This window comes from Dactylosporangium salmoneum (assembly GCF_039532525.1).
GTDB lineage: Bacteria > Actinomycetota > Actinomycetes > Mycobacteriales > Micromonosporaceae > Dactylosporangium > Dactylosporangium salmoneum.
Genome location: NZ_BAAARV010000115.1, coordinates 1 through 21,166, shown reverse-complemented (window position 1 = coordinate 21,166; position 21,166 = coordinate 1). Strand labels below are relative to the sequence as shown.

Annotated in this window: 19 protein-coding genes; 6 read left to right on the top strand and 13 right to left on the bottom strand. The window is 70.7% G+C overall.

Features of this window, described 5'->3' with window-relative positions:
* Positions 1–506 precede the first annotated feature (506 nt).
* From ABD352_RS50560 to ABD352_RS50550, 3 genes are all read right to left on the bottom strand, one after another.
* The gene (locus ABD352_RS50560; protein WP_344619828.1) at positions 507–1,568 is read right to left on the bottom strand and encodes a hypothetical protein; all 1,062 of its coding nucleotides are present in this window, start codon (positions 1,566–1,568) and stop codon (positions 507–509) included.
* A gap of 235 nt (positions 1,569–1,803) precedes the next feature.
* Positions 1,804–2,739 (bottom strand): SdiA-regulated/phytase-like domain-containing protein, encoded by a 936-nt coding sequence (locus ABD352_RS50555; protein WP_344619830.1) that lies wholly within the window; start codon positions 2,737–2,739, stop codon positions 1,804–1,806.
* Positions 2,740–3,250: 511 nt separating this feature from the next.
* Positions 3,251–4,393 (bottom strand): PQQ-binding-like beta-propeller repeat protein, encoded by a 1,143-nt coding sequence (locus tag ABD352_RS50550; protein ID WP_344619827.1) that lies wholly within the window; start codon positions 4,391–4,393, stop codon positions 3,251–3,253.
* 300 nt (positions 4,394–4,693) lie between these two features.
* On the opposite strand from ABD352_RS50550, the gene ABD352_RS50545 reads away from it, so the two are divergent.
* Positions 4,694–5,425, top strand: coding sequence for a hypothetical protein (locus ABD352_RS50545; protein WP_344619826.1), 732 nt, complete (start codon positions 4,694–4,696; stop codon positions 5,423–5,425).
* Positions 5,422–5,799 carry a GntR family transcriptional regulator gene (locus tag ABD352_RS50540; protein ID WP_344619825.1) on the top strand — a complete coding sequence of 126 codons (378 nt, stop codon included), beginning with the start codon at positions 5,422–5,424 and terminating at the stop codon, positions 5,797–5,799. Before ABD352_RS50545 ends, ABD352_RS50540 begins: the two co-directional genes overlap by 4 nt.
* A 152-nt stretch (positions 5,800–5,951) precedes the next feature.
* On the opposite strand, the gene ABD352_RS50535 is transcribed toward ABD352_RS50540, so the two are convergent.
* Positions 5,952–7,766: a DUF1003 domain-containing protein gene (locus tag ABD352_RS50535; protein WP_344619824.1), complete on the bottom strand. Its 1,815-nt coding sequence runs from the start codon at positions 7,764–7,766 to the stop codon at positions 5,952–5,954.
* 441 nt (positions 7,767–8,207) lie between these two features.
* Between ABD352_RS50535 and ABD352_RS50530 the strand changes: the two genes are divergently transcribed.
* A complete protein-coding gene (locus ABD352_RS50530; RefSeq protein WP_344619823.1) occupies positions 8,208–8,579 on the top strand; it encodes a hypothetical protein in 372 nt (123 codons plus the stop codon).
* 184 nt (positions 8,580–8,763) lie between these two features.
* Entirely contained in the window at positions 8,764–9,357 is a 594-nt protein-coding gene (locus ABD352_RS50525) for a cadmium resistance transporter (RefSeq protein WP_344619822.1), read from the top strand.
* A 319-nt stretch (positions 9,358–9,676) separates the two neighbouring features.
* On the opposite strand, the gene ABD352_RS50520 is transcribed toward ABD352_RS50525, so the two are convergent.
* Positions 9,677–11,128, bottom strand: coding sequence for a glycoside hydrolase family 6 protein (locus tag ABD352_RS50520; protein WP_344619821.1), 1,452 nt, complete (start codon positions 11,126–11,128; stop codon positions 9,677–9,679).
* 660 nt (positions 11,129–11,788) lie between these two features.
* On the opposite strand from ABD352_RS50520, the gene ABD352_RS50515 reads away from it, so the two are divergent.
* Positions 11,789–12,823 carry a glycoside hydrolase family 11 protein gene (locus ABD352_RS50515; protein ID WP_344619820.1) on the top strand — a complete coding sequence of 345 codons (1,035 nt, stop codon included), beginning with the start codon at positions 11,789–11,791 and terminating at the stop codon, positions 12,821–12,823.
* A 375-nt stretch (positions 12,824–13,198) separates the two neighbouring features.
* Here ABD352_RS50515 and ABD352_RS50510 read toward each other — a convergent pair whose 3' ends face one another.
* Positions 13,199–13,783, bottom strand: coding sequence for a hypothetical protein (locus ABD352_RS50510; protein WP_425553965.1), 585 nt, complete (start codon positions 13,781–13,783; stop codon positions 13,199–13,201).
* Positions 13,784–14,183: 400 nt separating this feature from the next.
* Complete coding sequence (locus tag ABD352_RS50505; RefSeq protein ID WP_344619819.1) at positions 14,184–15,254, bottom strand: saccharopine dehydrogenase family protein; 1,071 nt, start codon at positions 15,252–15,254, stop codon at positions 14,184–14,186.
* A 102-nt stretch (positions 15,255–15,356) separates the two neighbouring features.
* Here ABD352_RS50505 and ABD352_RS50500 point away from each other — a divergent pair, with 102 nt between their 5' ends.
* Positions 15,357–15,920 carry a TetR/AcrR family transcriptional regulator gene (locus tag ABD352_RS50500; RefSeq protein WP_344619818.1) on the top strand — a complete coding sequence of 188 codons (564 nt, stop codon included), beginning with the start codon at positions 15,357–15,359 and terminating at the stop codon, positions 15,918–15,920.
* Positions 15,921–16,022: 102 nt separating this feature from the next.
* Here ABD352_RS50500 and ABD352_RS50495 read toward each other — a convergent pair whose 3' ends face one another.
* From ABD352_RS50495 to ABD352_RS50470, 6 genes are all read right to left on the bottom strand, one after another.
* Positions 16,023–16,223 (bottom strand): DeoR family transcriptional regulator, encoded by a 201-nt coding sequence (locus ABD352_RS50495; protein WP_344619817.1) that lies wholly within the window; start codon positions 16,221–16,223, stop codon positions 16,023–16,025.
* A gap of 7 nt (positions 16,224–16,230) precedes the next feature.
* Positions 16,231–17,082, bottom strand: coding sequence for a carbohydrate ABC transporter permease (locus tag ABD352_RS50490; protein WP_344619816.1), 852 nt, complete (start codon positions 17,080–17,082; stop codon positions 16,231–16,233).
* The gene (locus tag ABD352_RS50485) at positions 17,082–18,047 is read right to left on the bottom strand and encodes a carbohydrate ABC transporter permease (RefSeq protein WP_344619815.1); all 966 of its coding nucleotides are present in this window, start codon (positions 18,045–18,047) and stop codon (positions 17,082–17,084) included. The genes ABD352_RS50490 and ABD352_RS50485 overlap by 1 nt, the downstream gene beginning before the upstream one ends.
* Before the next feature lie 60 nt (positions 18,048–18,107).
* Complete coding sequence (locus tag ABD352_RS50480; protein WP_344619814.1) at positions 18,108–19,448, bottom strand: ABC transporter substrate-binding protein; 1,341 nt, start codon at positions 19,446–19,448, stop codon at positions 18,108–18,110.
* 14 nt (positions 19,449–19,462) lie between these two features.
* A complete protein-coding gene (locus ABD352_RS50475) occupies positions 19,463–20,665 on the bottom strand; it encodes a family 1 glycosylhydrolase (protein WP_344619813.1) in 1,203 nt (400 codons plus the stop codon).
* Positions 20,662–21,166: hypothetical protein (locus ABD352_RS50470; RefSeq protein ID WP_344619812.1), on the bottom strand; the 505-nt coding region annotated here is incomplete at its 5' end. The genes ABD352_RS50475 and ABD352_RS50470, both read right to left, overlap by 4 nt.

Sequence of the window (21,166 nt, the reverse complement as noted above, 5' to 3'; positions counted from 1 at the left end):
CTTCGTGTTCCTACCCATCGCCCACCTCCGCGATCAAGGTGTTGCGACGATCGGTTGAATTCGCCATGCGCGCAATAGTCCCAGTGCGCACCAGACAGGTGCTACTTAGTTGTTGCCGGAGCCTGACCTCTACCGACCGCTCATCGGCACATCCGGTAGCCGGTTTGACGGCTGGCTCCCGCTTCGCAACATAGCGGTTGCCTGGCCTCATTTGCCGCTGGTCACGCGCGACTCGTCCCAGTGTGAGGGGCTGACCGGATGGTGGAGCCGGCCGGTGGTCGAGGCCACCGCGGTGCGGTCACTTGGCCAGCTCCACCAAGCCAGCGAGCAAGGCAGGTACCGCGGGGGCGGCGCTCGCGCGAGGTCCAGTTCGGCCATGAGATCGGTTTTCGAATCCGGGGTGGGTCACAGTGGAGGACAAGGGTCTCGGCCGACTGCTGCCGGGCGCACTTCGGCGACGCTGCGCTGACCCATGAGATGCAGATGCCGATGCAATGCATGATCGGCTATTCGATACAGGGTTGCGGGCCTACCGTCGACGTGACGTTGTAATTCCCATCAATGGTTACCAGCGTATTGCCCGACCAGTCCTGATGCGAGCAGGTGTTTTCGGCCGACACGGCACCGTAGGACCAGGCGTTTTCGACAAACCGGTTGTTCCGGATGATCCAGTTCGGCCCCGAGTGCCACCAGGCGTCGACGACGTACGCTCCACCGCCCATCAGGTTGTCGGTGGCCGTCACGTTGCTCAGGGCGGGGTCCGTGAGGTTGAGCATGTTGGTAGTCGGCACTTTGCGGCCGTCAAACGTGTTGTGGACCACCGTCAGGCCGACGCAGGGAACGCCCCCGCACACCGCTTGGACCCCATCGGAATGGCTACCGTCCGGCGGGTCGATCGACGGAGGGTTGTAGCAGTTCTCGACATAGGAATCGTAGATCTTGACGTTGCCGGGAGGGCCGACACGGAAACCGTCGTCATGGCCCCGGGAACGGACACGGACGGCTACGTAGTTCGAGTCGTTGACGGCCGGCTGGCCGATACAGCCGCTGGCCGGGCCGATCGTCGTGTCGGTGACGGTGAACGACCAGTGTCGAGAGCCCTGATCGTTGTAGACCGTGCCGTCAATCTCAGAATTCTGGATCACCACGTTGTCGGCGCGGATGAAGACGTCACCAGTAATATGTTTGGCATTGACTACCTCGCCGGCAGCGGAGGCGGTGAAGTCTCCTTTGATGGTTGTCAGGACGGTACCTCGAGGAACACCGGTGCAGCTAGGCGTCGGGTACCTTGGCAAAGCACACGATCCCAGCTGGGCCGAGGGGGGCGTACTGCTCAATGACGGGCCGGGCGAAACGCCGGACGGGGACAACGGACTTCGTGGCCTGGTTGACGGTAGTGCGCGGGCGGCGGCATCTGCCTTGGTAGCGGCAAGGTAGCTGGGCGCCTTAGCAATGAGGAATGCGCAGCCGCCGAGCACAACGGCTGCGATCACCACGCCGGTAACGGCTTTCTTGATGCGGGAACCGCGGCGTAGGCTCTTTGCGCGGGATTCGCGGACAGCGGTCATGAGCACCCCATTGCCACCACTATTGCATAGCCATCGTTGAGTCTTTTTCGATCTGATCTTGCAGCTCGGGGCAGGCGCAGGAGCCCGGCCATCGATGATGCGTGAGACTGCGTCCGGGCAAGGCGGCGAGCAGGCCAAGCGCGCCGGCCAGAAGAATGGCGATGACGGCGGCCAGGCTCGTGCAGGTCTGCCGGCGGTGACCCGGCCTGGTTCCCATTGCCCAGCGTTTTCGGAATCAAGCGGCGGTCCGGGCCGCGCGGCGATTGCGACGGACTCCCAGGACGCCGACGCCGACGAGCGCGACCCCGAACCCGCCGAGCGCGGCGATGAGCCAGGTGATGTCAGTCAGGGTCAGCCCGGACAGCCACGACCGCCGCGGCGGCGGTGCCGCGGCGCTGGCGGCCGGGCTGGCCGGCAGCGGCGGGGCAGGGGTGTAGCGCAGGATGGTGGTGGTCTTGGGCTGGTCGGAGCAGGTCAGGAACGCGCGGCCGTCCGGGGTGTAGGTGATCGACTCGCCTTGCGGCTCGTTGGGCAGCGCGGTGATCGTCGGGGTGCCGGTGGTGATCGCGGCGACGACGTCGCCGCCGGTGACGGTGAATTCGTACGCGTCGGCGTAGGTGCGGATCACGGCGCGGGTGCCGTCCGGGCTGACCGCGCCGCCGGTGACCAGCGCCGCGCCGAGGAAGCTCAGCGGGTTCGGGGTGCCGGTGTCCTTCGGGTGGAACGTCCCGACCCGGCGCAGCGGGACACCGGCAGCAGTGCTGGCCTGCAGCGGCCGGTCCGGGACGTAGATCTCGCCGGCCGGCTCCTTGGTGACGATGATCGGGGTGCCGTCGCCGGCCAGCAGGAGCGTTTCGGCGTCGCGAGGCTGCCCGTCCGGGTAGGTCAGGCGGTGGATGACCGGGCTGCTGGCGTTGGGGGCGAGGCTCCACAGGGCGATCGTGCTCCGGCGGGTCCCGGAGCCGCCGGACAGCGGGCTGTTGTCACCGATGTCCGCCACCCACAACGTGCCGTCGCTGGCCATCGCGAGATCCTCTGGGTCCAGGGCGTTGGTCGGATAGGGCACCGCCCGGACCAGCTTGCACCGGCTGTCCAGGAAGAAGATCTTCACCCTGGACCGGTCCGGGTTGGAGTCGTTGACCACCACGTAGCCGCTGTTCGTGGCGACCATTCCGGACACTTCGGTCACCTGCGGATCGCTGATCGTGCACACCGGCGTCCCCGCCGTCGGCGCCGGAGAACTCGTCGTTGCCGACGGTGACGGCGCATACGCCGCCGCCGGCGCGGCTCCGGCCAACGCCGTCGCGGTCACCGTGATCGAGGCCAGGCTCCGCAGCGCGATGCGCCGTAACCCGGATCGGGCGACGGCGGTGCCGCGCCCGGCGCTGGCAGCATGGTGCGGAACGTGGTGGTGGCGCATCTGGGCAGTCTGGCAGACGAGCCCGGGCGCCGCCGGTCACCTGTCGTCTGCGCTCGCACCTGTCGCCAGTGGTGCCGGCTCAGGCTGGCATTGGGTGGCCGCCGAGGCACGCCCCGACCTGGTCACCCACGCTCCCACGGCGGTGCCGCACCGCGCCGAGCGGCACCACCCTGTCCTGCCGGGCCGTTGGGTCCGTCGCCCGCTCCGGGCGGCTGGCCGGCGATGGCCAGGCGCGGCGGGCGGCTGCGGCGGCCGGGCCGGGTCAGCCGAAGACGGCGACGCGCTTCTGGACGATGCCACCGATGATGGTGAACTCGCCGCCGGCGGTGATGGTTCCGGTGACCGGGCTCGCGGCCAGGGCGCGCACGCCGACGATGCCGTTGGCCTGCGGCGCCCAGGACAGCAGCCGGCCGGCCGGGTCGACGGCGGCGAGTTTGATCCGGGTCGCGGAGCCGTCGGTGCAGATGCCGTGCGCGCCGTTGCGGCTGGTCGTGCAGGCCTTGTCGAAGTGTCCGCCCAGGTAGGTGATGCCGTCGAGGACGGTGACGGCCTGGACGTCGCCGTCGAACACCCGCTGCCAGCGCATGTTGCCGGCGGTGTCGTAGGCGGCGGCGCTGCCGCCCCGGCCGCCCATCGCCGCCATGACCGTGCCGCGGCCGGCCTCGCCGGGGGCGCTCGCTCCGCCGGCGGGTGGGGTGTCGTCGGTCGCGGCGACGCCGAGGACGACGGCGGGAGGCAGCGGCCGGAAGCCGCGATCGAGCGTCCCGGTGGCCGGGTCGACGGCGGCCAGGCGCAGCGCGCCGGTGCCGTTCACGTGGTGGAAGCCGCCGCCCAGGTACACCCGGCGCGCGGTGACCGCCACGGCGGTGACGGTGTCGTCGGTGCCGGCCGCCCAGGCGGTATCGGGCGCGCCGGTGGCGAGGGTGAACGCGGCCGCGTTCGCGCGGGTGACGCCGTCGACGGCGGTGAACCGGCCGCCGATGTAGAGCCGGCCGTGCCCGACGGCGAGCGCCGACACCGTTCCGGTGACGCGATGCTGGAACCCGCTCGCCGCGCCTCGCTCGGCGTCCAGGGCCGCGAGCCGCGCCCGCGGCTGCCCGGCGACGGTGGCGAAGTCCCCGGCGGCGTAGACCGTGGCCCCGTCGACGGCGAGCGCCCGGACGGTGCCGTCCGCCGCCGGAGCCCAGTCCAGCAGGGCGCCGGTGCGTGCGTCGAACGCAGCGAGGCGCTGCCGGGGCAGCCGGTGCCCGGCCACGACCGCCGCGGTGAACGACCCGCCCACGTAGACCACGCTGCCGCGGTAGGCCACCGCATACACCGGGCCGTCGAACGACGGCGCGGGCAGCGCCGCCGGCGACACCGCCGCGGCCGCCGGCAGCCCCGCGAGCACTCCCAGCACGGCCATCAGGACCGGCCACCGCAAGCCACGAAACCGGGCGTTCTGAATGTATCGGGCGAATGGCATGCGGCAGACCGTAGCCGCCGCGCGGCACGCCGAACCCGCGAATCCATCGACCGGCGCCGGTGGTGCCTGCGGTGTGCCCGAACGGCCGAGCCCGCACGGCGGGTATCGCCTCCGCGGCGCAACCCGACCGGCCCGGTCGTCGTTGCTCGGCGACGGCCCACCCCACTTGTTGCAGAGGCTTGACACAAATCCGCCCGGCGTCGATCCTGCTTGTACCAATGTGTTGACACAAACGGGAGGATGCTGATGCGCGGTTGGCGGGGAGCCGGGGTCCTGGCCGGACTGGTCGCCGGAGCCGTCGTCATGCAGACCGGCGGCAGCCTCGGACGCGGCGCGCTGTTCGCGGCGCCGGCGTTCAGCGCCTGTGTGCTTGCCGGGGTCCTCGGCGGCGAGCTGAGTGTCCGCCCGGCCGGCGGCCCGGTGCGCACGGCGGCGGTCGAGGTGCGGCGCGCGCGGGACTATCTGCCACGGGGGCTCACCCGGGTCGTGGCCACGGCCGCGGCAGTGCTGGCCGTCCTGCTCGTGGCGACCACGGCTGCGGGCAACGCCGACGACATGGGTCGCCCCGGCCGGATGCTGTGGGTCGCCTGCGGTCCCGATGTCAGGGAGGGGCGTGGCCCGTGGCCCGGGTCGTACTACTCCGTCCCCCTCGCCATCGTCGTGCTGGCGGGCCTCGTCGCCGCCGGGGCCGTCCTGCACCGGATCGCGGCCCGCCCCCGGGTCGGCGACGACGACACGACACGGCGGCGGTCCGCCCGCGCGGTGATCGCCGCGGTCGGGATCATGGTGGCGCTGCCCGCGGCCGGGGTCAGCGCGGTCGCGGGCGGAGCAATCATCGGTACTTCGTGCCTGCCCGACGCCGGCGGCCAGGCACTGCTTGCCCTTGCGGCGGCCCAGACCCTGCTGCTGGCATGGTGCGGCGCCGCCCTGCTGATCCCCGCCCCGGCCCGGGCCGGATCCCGCCCGGCATGACCGGCCGGCCGACCCTCACCATCGTGACCGGCGACCCGACGCCGCCGTACGAGCAGCTCCGCCGCCAGTTCGCCGACCTCATCCGGCACGGGGCCCTCGCCGCCGGAGACCGCCTGCCGCCGGTGCGCCAGCTCGCCGCGGACCTCGGCCTGGCCGTCGGCACCGTCGCCCGCGCCTACCGCGAACTGGAGGCAGCCGGCCTGGTCGAATCCCGGCGCGGTGCCGGCACCCGAGTCGCAGCGAGCGCCGAACCCGTAGACCCCGCCTGGCAACGGGCCGCCCTGCACCAGCGAGCCGCCGACTTCGTCCGCGAAGCCCGGCTGCTCGGCGCCACCGACGACGAGATCCGAGCCTCGGTCACCGGGGCGCTGTAAGCCGAGACCGGCCACCGCGTTTCGCGGTGACCGCCTCGCGTGGTGGCGAACGGAATCTGGACCGGCCCGGTCGACAATCGCATTGTTCGACGCGGCGCAACACCAACTCCTGCCCCCGGCCCGCGCGGCACCAGCCGGCCGGCAGGGCCCGGCTAATGACCGCTCGGCACGGGCTGGTCGGTGCGGGCGTCGGCCGGTACCCCGGCGCTGTTGTCAGGGAGGCCGGTCGCGTGCCTGACGGCTTCGATGGCCGTGGCCTCTCGAGGTGTGCGGGGTCGGGCGCCGAGGCCGAAGAATCCACCCTCGTTGTTCGCGTCGGCGACGACCGAGGCGATTTCGATGAGCAATGCGCGGAAGTCGGCCAACGCTGCCGGCGCCTTGCCGGCGATGATGACGGTCGCCGAGCGGATCACCTCGAGCGCGGGGCCCTCGTAGTCGGCGTACACGGCGCCGGGCGGTAGCCCGGTGGTGAAGGTGGACGCGGCCGCCAGTTCGCGGATGAACCGGTTGGGATGCGAGATGCTGGCCTCCCGCAGGACCTTGATCAGGGCGAAGATCTCCTCAGGGTCCATGACGCCCTCGGCGAGCGACACGAGCACGCCGGACGCCATCATCGACTGCTGCAGGATCGCCCACTCGTCGCCGGTGAAGTCCGCCTCCCCGGGGATGTCGCCCTTGCCGTCGCGCAGTACCTGGAACCCCACGGCGGCCAGCATGGCGGGGATGCGTCGTACCGCCTCCATGTGCTTGGCCCGCGCCGCGTCGGACAGTTGCTCCCACGGCACCAGCGTGGGTGCCGGGTCAGGCGCTGGCTCCGCCATGCCGAGTTTCGTGTCGTCCGCTCCGCGCACCGGCGCCAGGGTCATCTCGTGTTCGTATTCCAGCCGGGCCAGCAGTTGTACCTCGTGGTCGCTGAAGGCGAAGGTGCGGGTTGGATCAAACGTCGGGACCATCAGGCAGCCGACCGCGGCCAGCCGCTCCCCGATCCGCCGGGCCCGGGCGCGGGTCGTCTCCTGCACTTCCTCCGGCAACTGCTCCCACGGCTGCGCTGCGGGGCTGCCGCTCGCGGGTTGGCGGATGTCGGCAGTGGCCTGGAGATGGATGCGGTGGATTGCCTTTGCCAGATGCTCGGTGACCTGGGCGGCGGTGTAGCCGGCGAGGCTGTCGATGATGCGGTCCTGCGCGGTCAGCCGCGCCTTCATCCGCTGGCATTCGTGCAGGATGGCCTCGGCGTCCAGGAAGGTCTGTTCGGAGCGGCGGTCGGCGGCGCGGTCCAGCACGTCCTGGCCGACCATGATCACAATCATGAAGATGAGCTGAGCCAACGTGGACAGGAACGACATGAAGGCGAATGGGTACGGATCGACCCGTTGCACGCCCACCACGGCCAGACCGATCCACAGCACCTGGGTTCCGGCGGCCGCGTAGAAGGCCCACATGCTGCCCAGCCGCTGCGTGAGCCAGGCCGCGATCCGGCCGTTGGCGCCCACGGCCTGGTCGATGGCCTGCGGCGGTGGTTGCACCCGGTGCCGTTCGATCCAGGGGTGTGGGCTGGAGTGCAGGAGGCTCACCCCGCGACTGAGTGCCCGGTCGTGCTGGTCGAGGTGGGCCTGCAGGTCCGCGACCCGGGCGAAGATCGCCTCGGCGTTCTCGTAGGTCTGTACCGCCCTGCGGTCAGCTGCCATGCCGAGAACCCGCTGGCCGACCAGGATCACTGAACACAGGACGAGCTGCATCACATTGTTCAGGAACAACAGGAACGCGAACGGGTACGGATCGGCCCGGTGCAGCGGTCCCCAGGTCGCCAGGGCCATCCACCCGCCGACGATGACCAGCGCGGCGTAGAGGGCGGGCATGGAGCCGATCCACCGGGTCAGGGCGGCCGCGATGGCACCATTCACGCCGATCTGCTCCTCGGCCGTCACGACCGGCTGTTGTGGCAGATCAGCCGCCTGGCGGGTGCTCACATGTCCTCCTCAGCTGGGTCCGGCGCAGTTGCCGCAGTCACGCGCGCTGCGACGCCCCGGTACACCGTCGGCGACCAGCCTAAAGAGCCGTCCGCGAGATGTTCCAGCCCGAAGGATCATGCTGACCCCGGCAGCGGCGAATACGCCGAGGCGACGCCCGACCATGACATTTTCGTGACGCCGCACCGCCGGCGCGCGAGGCGCCTTGGCCGGATGGCGGGGCAGCACCGACGCCCGGCGTACGAGCCGCACGCAACGCCACCGGCGAGCTCAGCCGTGAACTCGGCGGAGCGCAGCGAGGAGCGCACCAGTCAGCGCAACGACCCCCTCGTGGTGGCACGGTGGCCGCGGCGAACGGGAGGGCACCGCAGAGCGCAGGGTGTGCGATGCTGTGTCGTCGCCATAGCGACGTGCTACGGGACGGCAGGGTTCGGAGGATGCGTGGCACGGCAGGGGTGGGGCCTCATTGTCGTGATGGCCGCCGCGCTCATCGTGTATCTCGTGATGCCCGACCAGATCGACGCGACCGCCGTTGTTCATGCTGGGAACCCCGGGCCCGGGGCCACGTCAGTCATCGATCCCACGCACGATGGCTCTGGGCAGCTTGTGCTGTGCTCCGATCAGTTGACGACGCCGCCACGAGCCACCTGCCGGAGCCTTCCCGCAGCCGCGGATCGGGACATCCCCCTGGCGTCGGGCGCTGTCAGCCCCAACCTCGGCGCGGACCAGCCGCCCGGTTGGCAGCTGGTGAACCCGATCGCTCTGGCCGCCCTCCGGTCCGCGCACACCGCCCTGCAGGTCCTTCGCTGCTGATCCGGCGCCCCGTGGAGTCGCCGGCGCATCGGCCCGGCTGAGCTGCACACGCTGCGCCCGTGACCACTCGAAGCACCTGAAGGTTGATCATGCAGTCATCTCGTGAGTACCCGTCTGCCTGTTTCGGCGGCGGTGCCTGCGGTCGTCCCGACTTCCAGCACCCGGCCGGGCAGGCGGCCCGCGCGTGAACCTCGGCATCATCGCCCAGGCGGCGGGCCTCTTCGCCGTCACCAACATCGACGACCTCCTTGTCCTGGCCTTGTTCTTCGCCCAGGGCGCCGGGCGCAAGGGGTCCACGCGCACCATCTCCATGGGCCAGTACCTCGGCTTCACGGCCATCCTGGCCATGGCCGGCGCGGCCGCGTTCGGCGCCACGTTCCTGCCCGGCGTTATCCCCTACCTCGGCCTGCTACCGCTCGCGCTCGGCATCAAGGCCGCCGTCCAGGCGTGGCGGCACCGCAACGATCCCGAGGAGCAACGGGCGGCGAAAGCGGGCGGCCCGAAAATCCTCGAGGTCGCCGCGGTCACCTTCGCCAACGGCGGCGACAACATCGGCGTCTACGTACCGGTCCTCGCCACTGCGGGCATCGGCGGCATGACCATCTACGCCGTCGTCTTCCTGCTCCTACTCGCCGCGTGGATCGCGACCGGCCGCTACTTCGCCACCCGTCCCGTCATCGCCAGGACGCTCAGCCGCTGGGGACACATCCTGCTGCCCATCGTCCTGATCGGTATCGGCCTGCTGATCCTGATCAAGGGCGGGGCATTCGGCCTGTAGCAACAACGAACCGCCGGCGACGCCATCGGCTCGCCGCCACGCAGGCCACACCGGCAACCCGCGTCGAACACTCCGGACGGTTATCAGGTCCTTCCGCAGCGCGGCCATGGCCGGGCGCGGCATCCTCGCCGAGGCTCTGCCGTTGCAACGCAAGCCGAACTGACAGCAGCGCGGGAACGGCCGACAACGCGTCCGTCCTGCAGTGGGCCGACAACGGCACCGCCGACCACAGTTGGACCCTGCTCGACCAGGGAGACGGGACGTACAGGATCACTGTCCGGGGCGCGGACCGTCTCCGGTCCACGCCCCGGGCAATGCGTCAGGAGGTGGTGCAGCTCAGCGTAGGTGTGGTGGCGTTGCCGGCAGCGGTGAAGCCGAACTGCGTCGAGCCGCCCGCGCCGAGCGAGCCGTTGTACGACAAGTTGCGCACCGTGACACTGGAGCCGCTGGTGGTGAGCGCGCCGTTCCAGAGTTGGGTGATCGACTGACCGCTCGCGAGCGTCCAGGTCACCGTCCAGTTGCTGATCGGCGACGCCCCCGCGGTGACGGTGACGTTGCCCTGGAATCCGCCCTGCCAGGTGCTGGTGGTCTGGTACGTCGCGCTGCACGCACCGCCGCCACCGCCGGACGAGCGGCTCGGCGACGGTGACGCGCTCGGCGAGCGGGACGCCGACGGCGAGGCCGACTGCGAGGCCGACGGCGAGGCCGACGGCGAGGCCGACGGCGAGGCCGATGGGGAACTACTGGAGCGGCTGGCCGACGGCGAGGCGGTCGGGGACCCGGTCGGCGGGTACGGCGCGCTGGCGGCCAGGCTGTAGGCCAGGCCGGCCTGGAAGCTGCCGGCCGCATAGTTGCAGCCGTCGGCCTCGCCCGGCGGTTTGATCCACAGGTACCCGTCGACGTTGGCGTCGCCCGTGTTCAGGGTCGGATAGTTGCCGATCCGGCGGTCGGTGTTGTCGTCGGCGCACCAGTCGCCGGCCGCGCCACCGTTGCGGCTGGTGTCGACGACCTGGCGCTTGCCGCTGATGCCGCGGCCCTGCAGGTACGAGATGATCGACCGGCCGTAGTTGAGTTCGTTGCCCAACGGCTGGAAGTTCGAGACGTTCGTGAAGAACCCGTCGGCGTACTGCACGCCGGCGGCCACGAGCCGCGATCCCTGGTCCGACGCGGAGTTCCAGGCGGAGTGGCCGCCGTCGAGGTACACCTTGGCGTTCGGGTTGGCCGCCTTCAGCGTCTGCACTGCGGTGCTGATCGCCTGGTCGCGCTGCTGGACCTCGGTGCTGCTCAGGCACGTCTGCAGGGCCAGTGCGTCGGTTTCCATGATCACGATCACGGTACGGCTACCGAGGCCTTTGGCGTAGCCGGAGATCCACTGCTGGTACTGGTTGAGGTCGGGAGCGCCGCCGGCGCTCGCCCCGCCGCAGTCGCGGTTCGGGATCGCGTAGCTCGTCAGGACCGGTACCTGGTTCACGGCGTTGGCCGCGCTCACGAACGAGGACACCTCGGACTGCACGGTGGACAGGTTGAAGTTCGACATCCAGCGCGCCTGCGACTGGCTGGCGATCTTGTCGCGGATGACGGGCATGCGCGAGTCGTTCGGATTCGCCGAGACCCAGCGGACGACCTGCGAGTCAGGGTCGCGGTAGAGGGTGCCGGACAAGGTGCCGGCCGAGGCTGAGCCGGTTACGAACCAGCCCGCGGCGAAGGCGACGCATGCCGACGCTGCCGCGGCGGCCACGGCTCGGCGCCGGCGGAGGCGACGTGTGGACACGGAGACTCCTTCAGAACGCGACATCGACTCTCATCGAGCGATGTGGGGAATGGCGCCCATCATCGCCGCCAGCCCGCGCATGGGCCACTCCAGCGACCTGCGCAAGCCTCCGACCGGGGAATTCGCGTGAAACATCCACCTCCGCAGCCCGGGCGCACTGCACGCCGCAGCCCTGCGTCCGTGATCGAAAACTGGGAGGACGTCGATCGGGCCGCCTGTGCCATCCGCCGCAGGGCATACGCAGTGCGTCCGCCGCAGCCCCGACCGCCCACGGACCGCCCGGCAGGCCGCAACGCGTCCGGTCAGGTTCGGGCCGGAACTGTTTCGAAACTTTCGACTTCCGGTGCGTTTGTCGAGCGCTCTACCCCGCTGGACGGCACCCCATGTGGCATCGATCTATGCAGCCTGGCCTGCACGAATGCGAGCCAAGCGCTTCGATCACGTCGCGGAAGTCTCCGGAAGTATTCCGGAAATTGTTGCCACACACACGGTCGCGTGCCCATAATCTCGCTAGCGCATCGTTCGATACGCATCGATCCGTCCAGACATGCGCGGCCGCGACCATGGCCGGGCCGCCCTGCCGCCGACCGCATGGACGACCACTCGGTGCCCGCTACTCGTCGAGCGACCTCACCCGCCCTATCGAGGAGGACGCACCCCATGCACGACACACCCGCCCAACCCAGCGACCGCCGACGCGGGCGCCTGCGGCTGCTCATCAGCCTGGCCGGCGCCGTCACCCTCGCGGCCGCCTCCGTGCTCACCGCCGGCACCGCCCACGCCGAGGCCGACCGGACCATCACGTCGAACCAGACCGGCAGCCACAACGGCTACTTCTTCTCGTACTGGAAGGACAGCGGCAACGTCACGATGAACCTGGGCGCCGGCGGCTCGTACAGCGTCCAGATGAACAGCATCAACAACTCCGTCGTCGGCAAGGGCTGGAAACCCGGCTCCAGCCACACCGTCAACTACTCCGGCTCGTTCAACTGCGGCGGCAACTGCTACCTCGCCCTCTACGGCTGGACCACCAACCCGCTCATCGAGTACTACATCGTCGAGAACTTCGGCAACTACAACCCGAGCACCGGCGCCCAGCGCCTCGGCTCGGTGACGACCGACGGCAGCACCTACGACATCTACCGCACCCAGCGCGTCAACCAGCCCTCGATCATCGGCACCGCCACGTTCTACCAGTACTGGAGCGTCCGCCAGCAGCACCGCACCGGCGGCACCATCACCACCGCCAACCACTTCAACGCCTGGGCCTCACTCGGCCTGAACCTCGGTTCCCACGACTACCAGATCCTGGCCACCGAGGGCTACCAGAGCAACGTCAGCTCGAACATCACCGTGAGCGAAGGCTCCGGCGGTGGTGGAGGGGGCGGCGGAGGCGGCGGCGGAGGGGGCGGTGGTGGAGGCGGCGGCGGAGGTTGCACCGCCACCTTGTCCGCAGGCCAGAAGTGGGGCGACCGCTACAACCTCAACGTCGCGGTCTCCGGCTCCAACAACTGGACCGTGACCATGAACGTCCCCGCACCGGCGACGATCAGCTCGACCTGGAACGTGAACGCAACCTGGCCGAGCCAGTACGTGATGGTCGGCAAACCCAACGGCAACGGCAACAACTTCGGCGTCACCATCATGGCCAACGGTCAATGGACCTGGCCATCGGTCTCCTGCAGCGCAAGTTGACGCCGTGAGCACCGAACAGTGAAACGCGGGATGCGGCGGCCACCTGACCGCCGCATCTCCCTGCTACAGCTGGGAGGCGCCGCCGTCAACGGCCCTGCCCGCATCGTCGCCCACGCGGCCCACTCGAGCCCGCCGGAGTCGTCGCCGCCAAAACCTTTTCCGCAGGGCGCCACACCATCGAGGCATGACGAGCGTGCCCGACATCGACCTGCGCCTGCCGCTACTTCGCCCATCAGCTCCACGACCGTCCAACCGATCTGCAGCCGGCGCCGGGCACGCCCGGCTGGGCCGCCGCGCCCCGGCCGGTACCCCGCACGGATGAAGTCCGGGAGGGCGGTGAGGCGCCTTCCCGGACTTCGTGGGGTTGCGGAGCGGTCAGATGAGCCAGCGGTTGCGCTGCACGATCGGGAGCTTGGCCCAGCGGCGGCCGAGACCCCAGGTGTGCCCCGCGTAGGCGGCGGCCAGGACGATCAGCACGGCCGCGTAGATGAAGTGGTAGTCGGTCAGCGGGTTGGTCGAACCGCTCGGGGCACCCTTGGCAGTGTGCTGAGCCAGCGGCCACTCAGCCAGCCACATCCCGGCCATGATCAGCGTCCCCGACGCGGCGGCAACGCGCAGACCGATCCCGGCGACGAGAGCCAGACCGATACCGAGCATGCCGAACATGAACAGCCAGTTCGCGTACCAGGTCCCGGCAATGGCGTGGAAGAAGCCCTGCAGCGGCCCGGCGTCGACCGAGGCGAGGAAACCCTTGGTCGGGTTGCCACCGTTGATCCAGGCCTTCGCCGACGGGGTCGAGTAGCCCAGCCCGAAGGTCTTGTCCAGGAACGCCCAGAGGAAGACGAACCCGGTGGCGTACCGCAACACCGCAAGCGCCTTCGCAGCCGTCTTCGTCAGCATGCTGCCCGGGGCCTCGACCCGCTCGAGGTGGTTGACCCGGTGGATGTGAGCGGTGCTCATCTCGGCCTCCCTGTACCGTTCCCTCTTGACACACACATCGTCATCCCGGGCCCGCACCTGGCGCCCGTGCCGAACCTCCCCGAACCGCCGGGACCGAAGTCCCGAATCCTCGAGGACCATGGCGCCAGACAGGCCGCATCAGACCCTGGGCCGTGCCGGCAGTTCGGGTGCGCGGCAGGATGATCTGCCCACAGTCGGCCGTCACGCTGCTCCGCGATGTTCGTAGACCCCGGCTGGCGTGCGCCAGACGAGCCAGACCTGGTCCGTCTCGGCTACCGGTAATGGCGCCTTCCCGCGACCGGCCGGCCACGTGACCCGAGGATGAACAGCGCCGGGTCATCCGGCCCGAACCCGTTGCGCTCGGTCCGCTCCGGCCGATCGTCGTCGCGGGCGCGGCGATTCACCGGATCTGGTACTCGCCGCCGCATGCCTCGGCGAGCGTCGGCCCGAACAGCGCCGCCGGCGTGTACGCGCCGGGCTTCCCTTGCCCGTCCAGCAGCCGCCGGACCACCTCGGCCGGCACCGTCGCCGTCCAGGACTGGGCCTCGCCGACCCGCAGCCAGCCCTCGCGGATGCTGCCGTCCGGCCACTCCACGACGGCGTGGCCCCAGGAGTGCTCACGGGGCTTGGGCCGGGCCTTCGTCGGTACCGCGGCCAGCCGTCGCCGGGCGAAGGAGCGCACCGGGCCGATCGCGAGCAGGGCGGTCGCCACGGGCAGCATTGCGCGGACGACCGGGGAGGACGGGGCCTCGCTCGACGCGGCGAGCACGTCCACGGCGCCGCTGGCCCGCTGGGCGGCCATCAGCTCGCCCAGCGGCATGCTCGCGGTGGTCACCGTGGAACCGTCGGGCAGGAGCAGTTTCATCGGGTCACCGGCGAGACGGGCTGGTGCGAGCCGTCCGTTGCGGTACCGGCGGCCTTGGAACCGCCCGCCGCCCTCGACCCCGGGGATGCCCTCCACGATGCTGCCGGCCAGGGCGTCGCCGACGACGCCGTCCTCGGCGGCCAACGAGGGCACCATGTCGACCCGGACCCGTCGCGGTGCCGGCCGGCCCTCGCACAGCTTCACCACGACGCTCTCGGTGGCGGTCACGCCGAACCCGGCGCCGGTGACGGCCGTGCGCCCGGCAGCCGTCAGCTCCCCGTCCCGGCCGAGGATCGCCGACACCGCCGCCAGATCGTTGGCGAGGTCGAGGTAGTGGCTGGCCGGAAGGCACGCGCCCAGCAGCGGCGCGGCCGTCTCGATGAACGGTCCGACGGTGTTGACGACCACGGCCGGCCGCTCACTGCGGATCGCGGCCGCGATCTCGCGGACCGATCCGGCCACCATCGTCGGCAGGCCGCCGGCCGCCGCCTTCAGCCGTTCGGCGTCGCGGCCGACCAGCGTCGGCGCGATACCCCGGCGTCGCAGTTCGGCCGCGATCGCACGCCCGCTGCGTCCGGTGCCGCCAAGAATCCACACGTCAGTCATGGCACAGCTCCGCCCTGGTGCGGCGCCCGCCCCAGTGACGACACGCCGTGTCATCACCATACCTCCAACGACACGGGATGTCATCGCGGCTACACTGGCGTCATGGCCCGATGGCGACCGGACGCGCGCGAGCGCTTGCAGCAGGCGGCGCTCGAGCTCTTCGCCGAACAGGGCTTCGCCGCGACCACGGTGCCGGCGATCACCGCGCGGGCCGGCCTGACGACGCGCACGTTCTTCCGGCACTTCGCCGACAAGCGCGAGGTGCTCTTCGCGGAAGAGGCCGAGATCCCCGCCTTCGCCGCGAAGCTCATGACCGAGGCGCCCACCGGCGAGCCGCTGACGATGATCGTCGCGGGCCTGCGCATGGTCGCCGAGACGCACTTCGAAGGCCGCAAGGACGCCCTGCGGCAGCGACGCGCGATCGTGGCATCCGACCCGGGACTACGCGAACGCGACCAGCACAAGCGCGCGACCCTGGCCCAGGTGGCGCGGGACGGTTTCCGCGCCCGCGGCCTCGACCCCCTCCGGGCCGGCCTGCTCGCCGAGACGGCGGTGACCCTGATGTACGCGTCCGTCACCGAATGGCTCGACACCGACGACGATCGCCGGCTCTGCGACATCATCGACGCCGCCCTCGCGACACTGCGCGCGGAACTGGCGGGCTGAGAGATCAGTTCAGCATGAGCTGCCGGGGCAGATCACTGAGCAGGCGACGTCGGCCGGGCCGACGGCACCGGTACCTGCCAACGGGCTCCATGACAACAGCCGTCAGCGCAGCGCGTCGCGGACGAGGCCGCCGCGGACGCGGTGGCCCAGGTGCAGGGAGACGGCGTCCAGGTCGCGGATCGCGGTGGACATCGAGACGTGGAAGCGCTGGCACACCTCCCGGCTGGTGACCGCGCCGCGGCTGCGGACCGTGTCGGCGATCCAGCGCCGCCGCTGCAGTGGCAGGTCGGTCGTGTCGATCATCGGGGTGTCATCCCTTCACGCTGCCGGCGAGCAGGCCGCGGACGAAGAAGCGCTGCATGGACAGGAAGACGGCGAGCGGCACCACCATCGAGACGAACGCGGCGGCGGAGAGCAGGTACCAGGCGCTGCCCCGGCTGCCGGCCAGGTTGGCCAGGGCGACGGTCATCGGGTTGGTGCCGGGGGTGTTGGCGAAGGTCAGCGCGACGAGCAGGTCGTTCCACACCCACAGGAACTGGAAGATGGCGAACGCGGCGACCGCCGGGACGAGCAGCGGGGCCAGCACGCGCAGGAAGATCTGCACGTGGCCGGCGCCGTCGACCCGGGCCGCCTCGACGAGTTCCTTCGGCAGGCCGCGCATGAAGTTGTGCAGGAGGAACACGGCCAGCGGCAGGGAGTAGACGGTGTGCGAGATCCACACCGGCCAGAAGCCGCCGGCCAGGCCGAGGTCGACGTAGAGGTTGAGCAGCGGGATGAGGGTGACCTGGATCGGCACGATCTGCAGGGCGAAGATGACGACGAAGAGCAGGTTGCGGCCGCGGAAGTTGATCCAGGCGATGGCGTAGGCGGCGAGCAGGGCGATGGCCAGCGGGGCGAGCACCGACGGCACGGTGATGACGATCGAGTTGACGAACGCCTGGGGCAGGGAGCGGCCGCTGGTCTGGCTTTCGAGGACCTGACGGTAGTTGTCGAGGGTCAGGTGGCTGACGCTCCACCAGCCGGTCGACTGGATGTCGGCCTGCGGGCGGAAGGAGGTGACGAGCAGGCCGAGGGTCGGCACGCTCCACAGCACGGCGAGGATGACCGCGGCGAGGGAGGCGGCCGGCGAGGTGAGCCGGCGGCGGGCGAGACGGGCGCGCATCAGGCCTCCCAGCGGCGCAGCTGGCGGATGTTGTACCAGATGACGGGCAGCACGAGCACGAAGAGCAGCACGGCGAGGGTGGAGCCGAGGCCCTGGTTGTCAGAGCGGAACGACTGGGTGTAGAACTCGTTGGCCACGACGCTGGAGTCGAACTGGCCGCCGGTCATGGTGCGCACGATGTCGAAGACCTTCAGCGTCCAGATGGCGATGGTGGTGAGCACGACGACGAGCGCGGGGCGGATGCTCGGCAGCGTGATGCGGCGAAACATGCCGAAGCCGCTGACGCCGTCGAGCTGGGCCGACTCGACGATCTCGGCCGGGATCTCCTTGATGGCGGCCGAGAGCACGGTCATCGCGAAGCCGGCCTGGATCCAGATCATGACGACGACGAGCAGCAGGGTGTTGAGCGGCGGGGTGATGAGCCACTGCCGCGGGCTGCCGCCGGCCGCGACGAGCAGCCGGTTGAGCAGCCCGATCTGATCGACGCCGGGCAGATCCGGGCGGTACTCGTACACGAACTTCCAGATGATGGAGGCCCCCACGAACGAGATGGCCATCGGCAGGAAGATCAGCGCCTTGGCCGCGGCCTCGAAGCGGCTGCGGTCGACGAGTACCGCGTAGACGAGCCCGACCGCGGTCGCGGCGACCGGTGAGAGCAGCACCCACACGGCGGTGTTGCGCAGCACCAGCAGCTGGTCCGGGGATCCGAAGACGGTGGCGTAGTTGGCGAGGCCGATGAACCGCTCGCCGTGGGCATCGGAGAACGAGGCGATGATCGTGCGCACCGCCGGGTAGACGACGGCGACGGCGAGCCCGACGACCGCCGGGGCGAGGAACAGCCAGGCCACCCGCCGGTCGCCGCGCGGGCCGTCGAGGCGGCCGGCGACGAGCAGGATCGCGGCGACGACTACGGCGAACGCGCCGAGCCCGAGGGCGAGCTGGCCGAACTTGGCCGCTGTGTCCATGAGCCTTGTGAACCTTCCTTCCGCCGGGCGGGGCGGCCGGTGGGCCGCCCCGCCACGCGCTCACCTGGGCCAGGCCTTCTCGATGGCGTCGAGGGTCGCCTGGGTCGACTGGCCGGTGACCCAGTTGGTGCCCTGCTTCCAGAAGGCGTTGGTGCCGACGGCGGCCGGCATCTGGTCGGAGCCGTCGTAGCGGAAGACGGCCTTGGGGTCCTGCAGGATCTGGGCGGAGAGCTTGTCGATCGGGTTGGTCAGCTTGCTGGCGTCCATGCCGGTGTTGGCCGAGATCCAGCCGCCGCCCGGGGTGGCCTTGACCTTCTCGTTGGCCCAGGTGTCGGAGGCCAGGAACGTCTGGAACGCCTTGACCTCGGGCCGGTCGGCGAACGCGACCACGAACTCACCGCCGCCGAGGACGGGCTTGGAGGTGTCGTCCTTGCTGGGGAAGTAGAAGGCGTAGATGTCGCCGTCCGGCGAGACGTCGGTGCCCTTCGGCCAGTTCTGCGCGTAGAAGGAGCCCTGGCGGTGCAGCGTGCACTGGCCCTTGAGGATCGGCAGGCCGGCGTCCTGGAACTGGGTCGACGCGACGCTCTTGACGTCGCCGAGGCCGCCGTTGACGTAGGCCGGGTTCTTGAGGTACTCCCCGGCGGCGTCCAGCGCGGCCGTCGCCTCGGGGCTGTTGAACGGGGTCTTGTGGTTGACCCAGTCGTCGTACGCCTGCGGGCCCGACAGGCGCAGCATCATCTCCTCCATCCAGTCGGTGACCGGCCAGCCGGTCGCGTCGCCGGAGCCGATGCCGGCGCACCACGGCTTCGCCCCGGTCGCCGCGATCTTGTCCGACAGCGCCTTGAGCTCGTCGAGGGTCTTGGGCACCGTGTACCCCTTGGCCTTGAACTCCTTCGGGGAGTACCAGACGAAGGATTTGACGTTGGCGCCGAGCGGGGCGCCGTAGACCTTGCCGTTGACGGTCACGTAGCCCTGCCAGGACTCGCTCCAGAACTTCTTGAGGTTGGCCGTGACGGTGACCGGCGCCTCGACCGCCTTGCCGGTCTCGACGAGCTGCTTGACCAGGCCGGGCTGCGCGAAGACGGCGAGGTCGGGCGGGTTGCCGCCCTTGATGCGCACCTGGACCTGGGTGTCGAACTCCCTCTCGCCCTGGAACTCGACGGTGATGCCGGTGCAGCGCTCGAAGTTCTTGTAGGAGTTGATGTGCGGCTCGTCCTCCGGGGCGACGATCGCGGTGTAGAAGGAGACGGTCTTGCCCTTGTGCATGCCGTAGCTCTGGTAGTCCTCGCAGCCGGACGGCATGGTGCCGCCGGTGTCGGACCCGGCGTCGCCGCAGCCGGTGAGCAGCAGGGCGCAGGCCACGGCGGCGCCTAACGCTTGGAGCAGAGGTTTGGGTCGCATGGTGGGGGCCTTCCTTACGGGGTGTCGGGCGAGGCGGCGAGCTGCTGGAAGAGGGCGAACAGCTCGTTGGGGTGGCGGGCGAGGCCGCCGACGTCGTCGGGGTCGAGGGTGACGAGGCCGAGGCGGTGCAGGTGGTCCTCGACGGGGTCGAGCGCCTCGCGGTACTGCCAGCGGACCTGGTCGAAGAAGGGCCACCAGATGTACCCGGCGATGTCGACCTCGCTACGGAGCCGGCGCAGCAGGGTCACTGAGTCGCGCAGCCAGGCGGCCCGCTGCTCCCACGTGCCCTCGTAGCTGGTCTCGGTGAGCATGACGGGCACGCCGTAGCGGGCGGCGGTCTCGCGGACGAGCTCCTCGAGCCCGGCGACGCCGTCGTCGCGCTCCCGGCCGCCGACGATGGTGGACCACATCGGGTAGTAGTTGATGCCCATGACGTCGGGCTGGGCGGTGCGCTCGGTGAACTCGACGAGGTCGGCGTCGGTCCAGCCGTGGCGGGTCAGGTACTCCAGCAGTGGGTGGCCGGCGCCGACCCGGCCGGTGACGAGGTCGGTGCACAGGTGCCGCCGCTCGCGCAGCAGGGCGGCCTCGTCGCTCTCGCCGGGCTCGGGCGGGTAGCGAAACGACGCCTCGACGTGCACGAACGTGGCCCGGCCGGCGGTGGTGTCGGCGATCGCGCGCTGGGTGGCGACGATCCCGCGGGCGATGTTGCGCATGAGCTGCAGGTAGCCGTCGTGGCCGGTGAGGTACGGCGGCCAGGTCCCGGACTCCCCGCACAGCCGCGCCGTCCACTGTGGCTCGTTGAGCGGGGTCCAGGCGGTGAGCCGGTCGCCGTAGCGCTCGGCGAGCCGGGCCGCGTACTCGGCGACCGCGTCCGGGTAGTTGCGGTTGAGGAAGTGGTTGTCGAGCCAGCGGGGCGTGCCGTAGTGCACCAGGTCGACAATGACCTCGAGGCCGAGCTCGCACAGCCGGTCGACGACCCGGTCGGTCCAGTCCCAGGTGTAGACGCCGGGCGCCGGGTTGACGCGGTACCACGGGAAGCCGTAGCGGATGGTGCTCGCCCCGGCCTCGCGGGCCAGCCCGAGGTCGGCGTGCCAGTGGGTGTAATGCTGGGTCAGCTCGTACTCCTCGAGGCGGCGCCGCCCGGGGGCCTCGTGCACGACGAACGTGTCCTCGATGCCGACGCCGAGGCGGAACCGCCCGTCCGCGAACTGGTTCATGCCGCCCCTCCCCCGGCCGCCTCAAGCAGGTCGGCCAGCGTCGCCAGGGCGGTCGGGTCGCCCTCGAGGACGGCGTCGACGAGCGGCAGCTGACACAGCCACAAACGCCCCAGGTGTACGTCCAGTGCTCCCACGACCGTGCCGGTGACCCGGCCGGGCAGCGGCTTGTAGACCCCGACCGCGGTGTGCTGCGGCCAGTCGCGCCCGGCCAGTGTGGTGTACACGACCTCGGCGGTGACGCTCAGCAGCTCGGTGGTGACGACGGTGCCGGGGCGCAGGGCCCGCAGCACCGGCTCGGCGGCGGCGAAGACGTTGGGCAGCGAGCCCCACTCGGTGGCGAGGTCGACGGCCGTGGCCGGGACCGGCAGGTGCGCGGCGCCGGCCACGCCCTGGGCGAGCACGAGCACCGGCCGGCCCTCCCGCAGCGCGGCCTCGACGGCGGGCCCGGTCGCGGGGCCGAGGGCGGCCTCGCCGACGACGAGCACGCCGCCCGCCCCGCCG

Coding starts and splice junctions, on each gene's coding strand:
- ABD352_RS50560 (WP_344619828.1), bottom strand. CDS start 1,568: ATGACCGCTGTCCGCGAATCCCGCGCAAAGAGCCTACGCCGCGGTTCC.
- ABD352_RS50555 (WP_344619830.1), bottom strand. CDS start 2,739: ATGGTCGCCACGAACAGCGGCTACGTGGTGGTCAACGACTCCAACCCG.
- ABD352_RS50550 (WP_344619827.1), bottom strand. CDS start 4,393: ATGGCCGTGCTGGGAGTGCTCGCGGGGCTGCCGGCGGCCGCGGCGGTG.
- ABD352_RS50545 (WP_344619826.1), top strand. CDS start 4,694: ATGCTGATGCGCGGTTGGCGGGGAGCCGGGGTCCTGGCCGGACTGGTC.
- ABD352_RS50540 (WP_344619825.1), top strand. CDS start 5,422: ATGACCGGCCGGCCGACCCTCACCATCGTGACCGGCGACCCGACGCCG.
- ABD352_RS50515 (WP_344619820.1), top strand. CDS start 11,789: ATGCACGACACACCCGCCCAACCCAGCGACCGCCGACGCGGGCGCCTG.
- ABD352_RS50510 (WP_425553965.1), bottom strand. CDS start 13,783: ATGAGCACCGCTCACATCCACCGGGTCAACCACCTCGAGCGGGTCGAG.
- ABD352_RS50505 (WP_344619819.1), bottom strand. CDS start 15,254: ATGACTGACGTGTGGATTCTTGGCGGCACCGGACGCAGCGGGCGTGCG.
- ABD352_RS50500 (WP_344619818.1), top strand. CDS start 15,357: ATGGCCCGATGGCGACCGGACGCGCGCGAGCGCTTGCAGCAGGCGGCG.
- ABD352_RS50495 (WP_344619817.1), bottom strand. CDS start 16,223: ATGATCGACACGACCGACCTGCCACTGCAGCGGCGGCGCTGGATCGCC.
- ABD352_RS50490 (WP_344619816.1), bottom strand. CDS start 17,082: ATGCGCGCCCGTCTCGCCCGCCGCCGGCTCACCTCGCCGGCCGCCTCC.
- ABD352_RS50485 (WP_344619815.1), bottom strand. CDS start 18,047: ATGGACACAGCGGCCAAGTTCGGCCAGCTCGCCCTCGGGCTCGGCGCG.
- ABD352_RS50480 (WP_344619814.1), bottom strand. CDS start 19,448: ATGCGACCCAAACCTCTGCTCCAAGCGTTAGGCGCCGCCGTGGCCTGC.
- ABD352_RS50475 (WP_344619813.1), bottom strand. CDS start 20,665: ATGAACCAGTTCGCGGACGGGCGGTTCCGCCTCGGCGTCGGCATCGAG.